The sequence below is a fragment of the uncultured Thiodictyon sp. genome (assembly GCA_903837595.1).
In the GTDB taxonomy this organism is placed as follows: Bacteria; Pseudomonadota; Gammaproteobacteria; order Chromatiales; family Chromatiaceae; genus Thiodictyon.
On sequence record CAILVI010000164.1, the window covers coordinates 1 to 4,452 of the forward strand.

General features: G+C 66.6%; 5 protein-coding genes and 1 tRNA gene. 2 read left to right on the forward strand and 4 right to left on the reverse strand.

The annotated features are described in order from the left end of the window. Positions 1–79 precede the first annotated feature (79 nt). Positions 80–973, reverse strand: coding sequence for an ATP-binding protein (locus QZY44_RS08795; RefSeq protein WP_295445173.1), 894 nt, complete (start codon positions 971–973; stop codon positions 80–82). A 10-nt stretch (positions 974–983) separates the two neighbouring features. Then, positions 984–2,651, reverse strand: a complete 1,668-nt coding sequence (ettA, locus tag QZY44_RS08800) for an energy-dependent translational throttle protein EttA (protein ID WP_295445176.1) — start codon at positions 2,649–2,651, stop codon at positions 984–986. Between the two features lie 202 nt (positions 2,652–2,853). Between ettA and mobB the strand changes: the two genes are divergently transcribed. Next, a complete protein-coding gene (gene mobB / locus QZY44_RS08805; protein WP_295445179.1) occupies positions 2,854–3,393 on the forward strand; it encodes a molybdopterin-guanine dinucleotide biosynthesis protein B in 540 nt (179 codons plus the stop codon). On the opposite strand, the gene QZY44_RS08810 is transcribed toward mobB, so the two are convergent. Together QZY44_RS08810 and QZY44_RS08815 are read right to left on the reverse strand one after the other, a co-directional pair. Next, the gene (locus QZY44_RS08810) at positions 3,372–3,686 is read right to left on the reverse strand and encodes a hypothetical protein (protein WP_295445182.1); all 315 of its coding nucleotides are present in this window, start codon (positions 3,684–3,686) and stop codon (positions 3,372–3,374) included. The two genes, mobB and QZY44_RS08810, sit on opposite strands and share 22 nt — an antisense overlap. Then, a complete protein-coding gene (locus QZY44_RS08815) occupies positions 3,623–4,198 on the reverse strand; it encodes a class I SAM-dependent methyltransferase (protein ID WP_295445184.1) in 576 nt (191 codons plus the stop codon). The genes QZY44_RS08810 and QZY44_RS08815 overlap by 64 nt, the downstream gene beginning before the upstream one ends. A 163-nt stretch (positions 4,199–4,361) precedes the next feature. Here QZY44_RS08815 and QZY44_RS08820 point away from each other — a divergent pair. Further along, positions 4,362–4,452: transfer RNA gene (locus tag QZY44_RS08820), tRNA-Ser, on the forward strand.

A 4,452-nucleotide genomic window follows, 5' to 3' on the forward strand; every position in this document is an offset into this window, starting at 1 on the left:
CCTACGGGGGTAGGAGCGGCCCCCAGGCCGCGACGCATGTCACCAGCAAGGCGGCCGAAATAATGACAAAGGCGCCGGCTCAGCCGTGCGGGATGGGTGATCCTGTTTGTCCTTCCATGCCGCTCCTCCCCACCCAATCCCGCGCAAACTGCCAGGCGGTCCGCCCGCTGCGCGATCCCCGGCGCAGTGCCCATTGCAGCGCGGCACGCTCCGCCGGCGCCCAATCGTCTGGGAGCGGCCCCAGACGGGTACACCAGTGCCTGACCAGGGTGAGATATTGCACCTGGGTGAATGGGTAGAAGCTGACCCAGAGGCCAAAGCGGTCCGACAGCGAGACCTTTTCCTCCACCGCCTCGCCCTGGTGCAATTCGCCATCGACCAGGTGCGCCTCCCGATTCTCAGCCTTCAATTCAGGCATCAGGTGACGGCGGTTGGAGGTGGCATAGATCAAAACGTTGTCCGGGGTGGCGCTGATTGAACCCTCGAGCGCCGCCTTGAGCGCCTTATAGCCCGGTTCATTGGCCTCGAATGAGAGGTCATCGCAGAACAGGATGAAGCGCTCCGGGCGCGACCGCACCAGATCGAGGATATCGGGCAGGTCCCGCAAGTCGTCCTTGTCGACCTCGATCAGGCGCAGCCCCCGCTCCTGATTGGCGGTGAAGACCGCCTTGATCAGTGATGACTTGCCGGTGCCGCGCGAGCCCCACAGCAGCAGGTTGTTGGCGCCCCGCCCGGCCAGGAACTGGTCGGTGTTGCGTACGATCTCGGCCTTTTGTCGGTCCAGACACAGCAGGTCCGCGGGGTCCAGGCGGTGAGGTGCATGCTCCGCCTGGAGCCAACCGCGGCCATTGCGGGTGCGCCAACGGAAGGCCGTGGCACCCCAGTCGGTCGGGGCCGGCGGTTCGGGCAGCAGGCGCTCCAGCCGCTCGATGAACAACTCGGCCCGGGCCATCAGGTCTTCAGCGCCGTACATCAGTGCCCCCTCAGGCCGACAGCCGGCGGTACTTGATCCGGTGCGGCTGGTCGGCCTCGGTGCCGAGCCGGCGGTGCCGATCGGCCTCATAGTCGGCATAGTTGCCCTCGAACCACACCACCTGCGAGTCGCCCTCGAAGGCCAGCATGTGGGTGGCGATGCGGTCCAGGAACCAGCGATCATGGCTGATCACCACGGCGCAGCCGGGGAAGGTGAGCAGGGCCTCTTCGAGCGCGCGCAGGGTCTCCACGTCGAGGTCATTGGTGGGTTCGTCGAGCAGCAGCAGGTTGCCGCCGCTCTTGAGCAGCTTGGCCAGATGCACCCGGTTACGCTCACCGCAGGAGAGGTCGCCGATGCGCTTCTGCTGGTCCGAGCCCCTGAAGTTGAAGCGCCCACAGTAGGCGCGCGAGGGCATCTCGTAGCGGCCGACGATGATGTTATCCAGTCCGTCTGAGATCTCCTCCCACACGGTCTTGGTGTCGTTGAGTGAGTCGCGGCTCTGGTCGACACAGGCCACCTGGACCGTGTCGCCGATCCGGAACTGCCCGGCGTCCGGCTGCTCCTGCCCGTTGATGATCCGGAACAGCGTGGTCTTGCCCGCACCGTTGGGGCCGATGACACCGACGATGCCGCCCTTGGGCAGGTTGAAGGAGAGGTTGTCGTAGAGCAGGTTGTCCCCGAACGCCTTCTTGATCCCCTGCGCCTCGATCACGAGGTCGCCCAGGCGCGGACCCGGCGGGATATAGATCTCGTTGGTCTCGTTGCGCGCCTGGAATTCGCTGGTCTGCAACTCGTCGAAGCGGGCCAGGCGCGCCTTGCTCTTGGCGTGGCGCCCCTTGGGGTTGGAGCGCACCCATTCGAGCTCCTGCTTCATGGACTTGACCCGGGCAGCCTCGGTCTTCTCCTCCAACTCCAGGCGGCGTTCCTTCTGCTCCAGCCAGGAGGAATAGTTGCCCTCCCAGGGGATGCCGTGGCCGCGGTCGAGCTCCAGGATCCAGCCCGCCACGTTGTCCAGGAAGTAGCGGTCATGGGTGACGGCAACCACGGTGCCCGGGTATTCGAGCAGGAAGCGCTCCAGCCAGGCGACCGATTCGGCGTCCAGGTGGTTGGTCGGCTCGTCCAGGAGCAGCATATCTGGCTTGGAGAGTAGCAGCCGGCACAGTGCTACGCGGCGTCGCTCGCCGCCGGAGAGGGTAGCCACCTCCGCGTCCCAGGGCGGCAGGCGCAGGGCCTCCGCGGCCACCTCCAGCGTGCGCTCCAGGTTGTGGCCGTCGGTGACCTCGATCAGGTGCTCAAGCTCCGCCTGCTCCTTGGCCAGTGCATCGAAGTCCGCGTCCTCGTCCGCGTAGGCGGCATAGACGGCGTCGAGCCGGGTCAGCGCGTCCTTGATATGGCCCAGCGCATCTTCCACGTTCCCGCGCACGTTCTTGGTCGGGTCCAAGTGCGGCTCCTGGGGCAGGAAGCCGACCTTGATCCCGGGCTGGGGGCGGGCCTCGCCCAGGATATCGGTGTCCAGCCCGGCCATGATGCGCAGCAGCGTGGACTTGCCCGAGCCGTTCAAGCCCAGCACGCCGATCTTGGCCCCGGGGAAGAATGAGAGCGAGATGTCGCGCAGGATCACGCGCTTGGGCGGCACGACCTTGCCGACCCGATTCATGGTGTAGATGTACTGAGCCATGGCTTAAAAAGTCTTGCAGTATGAGTAGCTTGATAGGGTGTTGGGTGGCCTCACGGCGGGCCGCCCCGCGGGTCGGGGCGGTGTGCGTGAGCCAGCATTCCATTGTGGGGCGCTACCGGGGAAATGTCCAAGCAGGCGGTTTACAGCGCGTTGTGCGCCCTTGCGCATAGAATCAAGGAAAACACCATCAGGAGGACCCATCATGCCCACACGCCAAATCCCCGTCATCGGCTTCGTCGCCCCCAGCGGCAGCGGCAAGACCACCCTGCTGCGGCAACTGGTGCCGCTGCTCAAGGCCCGGGGGCTGCGGGTTGGCTATCTCAAGCACGCGCACCACACCTTCGACCTGGATCAGCCGGGTAAGGACAGCTTCGAGCTGCGCGAGGCCGGGGCCGAGCAGACCTTGTTGGCGTCCTCCTCGCGCTGGGCCTTGCAGGTGGAAAACCGGGTACGCGGCCCCGATCCGGACCTGCAGGAACTGCTCACCCGCTTTGCGCCCGGCGGGCTCGATCTGGTGCTGGCGGAGGGCTTCAAGTACGCCACCTATAACAAGCTGGAGGTCTATCGCGCCTGCGTCGGCGCGCCGCTGCTCTATCCGGACGATCCGGACATCATCGCGGTGGTGACCGACGACACCCTGCCCACGGGCAAGCACCCGCCGCGCCTGCCGCTCAAGACCCCGGCGGTCGTCGTCGACTTCATCCTCGCGCGGCTTGGCGTTCAGGGCTCGGCGGACAGGTAGGCGATCCAGCCCGCATCCGGCGCCCCGGTCTCCACGGGGACGAAGCGGCCGTCGGGGTGGCCCTGCGCATCCCAGCCCTGCCAGTAGACATGCACCCGGGAGAATCCGGCCTCGCTCAGCAGCTCCCGGATCTCCGGTAGCGACCACAGCCGCCAGTCGTAGGTGAAGGCGCGCTCCAGCCGGGAGCCGTCCGGGAAGTTGAAATGGATGTGGCAGACCAGCCGGCCGCTCACCGGGTCGTACAGTGCCTGCTCCCACTCATAGCCGAAGCTCCCAAGCTCCGGGTCCTCCACCGTCCGCTCCTCGATGATGAGGCGGTAGGAGTCATAGCCCCGTAGGCGTCGAGCAGAAAGGCCCCATCCGGGGCCAGGGCGGTCCGGACCTGCGCGAAATAGGCGCGCAGGGCGGCGCGGTCGGTGAGCAGCCAGTAACTGAAGTTCAAGGCCAGCACCAGGTCCAGTGGGCGGCTGGCGGGGGTCGCGACGTCCTGCTCGAGCAGTTGGATGCGCGCGCGCTGGTCCGCTGAGAGTGTCGCCAGATTGTTGCGTTGCGCCCAATCCAGGACCTCCGGGTCCCGGTCGACCCCGACGGCGCGATTGGTCGGGCGGCGGCGCACCCACTCGCAGCCCACCGCGGCGGTCCCGCAAAAGTCCTCGCGCAGCCAGCGGGCACTGCGGCCCCGCAGCTTCCGGTAGGTCTGGTCGATAAAATCCACCTCCGCGCGCGGGCTCTGTACCGCGCGTTCGTAGAGGTGGTGGCGGTCGGCGGTGTGCGCGAGCGGGGGGGTAAAGTCTTGTATCTGCATAGTGGATGGGCGGCGGCGGCCCTGCCGGCAGTGGCGGACCGACCAGCGCGGCGCGAGCGCGGTTTGAAAGCGGCGGTGAGTTCATGTATTGTGCCCCGCTCGCGAGGCGTAAGGAACCCCTGGCCAGATGCTCACCCGCTCTGGACCCGCCCGCAAACACCCCGGAGAGGTGTCCGAGTGGCTTAAGGAGCACGCCTGGAAAGTGTGTATAGGTTAACAGCCTATCGAGGGTTCGAATCCCTCCCTCTCCGCCA